The sequence below is a fragment of the Oleiphilus sp. HI0043 genome, from assembly GCF_001634935.1.
Window position 1 is genome coordinate 1 of sequence record NZ_LWEY01001353.1, and the last position, 1,200, is coordinate 1,200.

Annotated in this window: 4 protein-coding genes; 2 read left to right on the top strand and 2 right to left on the bottom strand. The window is 41.8% G+C overall.

Annotation, left to right across the window (positions count from 1 at the left end):
* Nucleotides 1-249 (bottom strand): hypothetical protein (locus A3729_RS18245; protein ID WP_197475907.1); only part of this gene is annotated, 249 nt, incomplete at its 3' end.
* Between the two features lie 187 nt (nucleotides 250-436).
* Between A3729_RS18245 and A3729_RS18250 the strand changes: the two genes are divergently transcribed.
* Together A3729_RS18250 and A3729_RS18255 are read left to right on the top strand one after the other, a co-directional pair.
* A complete protein-coding gene (locus tag A3729_RS18250; RefSeq protein WP_068511361.1) occupies nucleotides 437-637 on the top strand; it encodes a hypothetical protein in 201 nt (66 codons plus the stop codon).
* 3 nt (nucleotides 638-640) lie between these two features.
* Nucleotides 641-982, top strand: a complete 342-nt coding sequence (locus tag A3729_RS18255; protein ID WP_068511364.1) for a hypothetical protein — start codon at nucleotides 641-643, stop codon at nucleotides 980-982.
* Between the two features lie 27 nt (nucleotides 983-1,009).
* Here A3729_RS18255 and A3729_RS33220 read toward each other — a convergent pair.
* Nucleotides 1,010-1,200, bottom strand: a 191-nt coding sequence (locus tag A3729_RS33220) for a PA3496 family putative envelope integrity protein (protein WP_068634168.1), incomplete at its 5' end; no start/stop codon positions are given.

Here is a 1,200-nt window from a genome sequence, read left to right on the forward strand (position 1 = left end):
TGTAATATTACGATGATAGTAGTAATGAACAAACGCAAAGATAGCGCCGATACAGGCAATAGAAATTGCGCTCCATTCGAGAATGGTATGTAGGATAGCTCCCTGCAGCGCTTCCAGCATCGAGCTTTGTGTTGTCACTATATCGACTTTTGTCGGCGCAGCGCCAAAGTCAATTCCTAGCATATTAGGTAAAAAAGGTAGAGTGCAGAGAAAAAATAGCCCAATAGTCAGTTTTTTGGGAGACGTCATTCAAACTTCCGAAATATGGTGACGTGGTGCGATGGCATTAAAGAAGTATAGTAGAAATGTCTTCAAGTTCACGTCAGTATGCAAATAATAGGAAAGTCGCTATGCTTTGGTTACACTGAACAAATGGATAGTCTTGGTATGCTTTTGTTTTTTGGGTGCAACTAGCCAAATTGGGTTTAGATGAATTATGAGCGAACAAGCAAAAGCGCTGATTACCGAAATATTTGATGCAGCTTGTGTTAAGCAGTTTGAAAGCTTGGGCTGTCAAATAGAAGTAACGGATAGAAGTTCATATTCCCGAGAAGTGATGGCTTCGTATATTACGGCAGGCTCTGAAGACCTGACAATTTCTTTGCTATTAAAAACACCGCGTTTACTATTAGCGTAAACTATGCCGATAGTTGATGTAGATAGAATTGGTGACCCAAGTTTTCAAGAAGATTGGAATTGTGAATTGGCCAACCGTTTTCTAGGTAGAATAAAAAATAGCTTGGTGCAGCATAATTGTCGGTTGGCTATCGGTTTGCCCGAGGTGATGAGTAAGTCAGATATGAAACACTTTCACTGCGATGGTGAAGAGATTGTTCGTCACTTTTCCATTAGCAGTGAAATAACCGATAGCGTGATGGACTGCCACCTATACGTAGACTTCCACAACGATGCTCTTTATTTAACTGAAGGCCGTCGACCAGTTGAGGACCAAGGTAACGAGGGCGACTTGGTAATCCTGTAGCGCCTAGCTATTGGGCCAAAACGAACGTTATAAATCGTCCCACCACTCTTTAAGCTCTGCCTCTAAACGCTTTTTCTCCTGATGATCTTCAATTGCTCTTCTTGCTTGGGAGCGGCGCTTTGCACGATCTTTTTTCTTTGATTCGCTTTGCTTTTGATGAAGTTCGTGAGCGATATCCATAAAGTCTACATGGATGGCTTCCAGAGAATTTTCTTGCT

What these genes read in the sequence shown, in the direction of transcription:
- A3729_RS18250 (WP_068511361.1), top strand. Translation starts at nt 437, where the DNA reads ATGAGCGAACAAGCAAAAGCGCTGATTACCGAAATATTTGATGCAGCT.
- A3729_RS18255 (WP_068511364.1), top strand. Translation starts at nt 641, where the DNA reads ATGCCGATAGTTGATGTAGATAGAATTGGTGACCCAAGTTTTCAAGAA.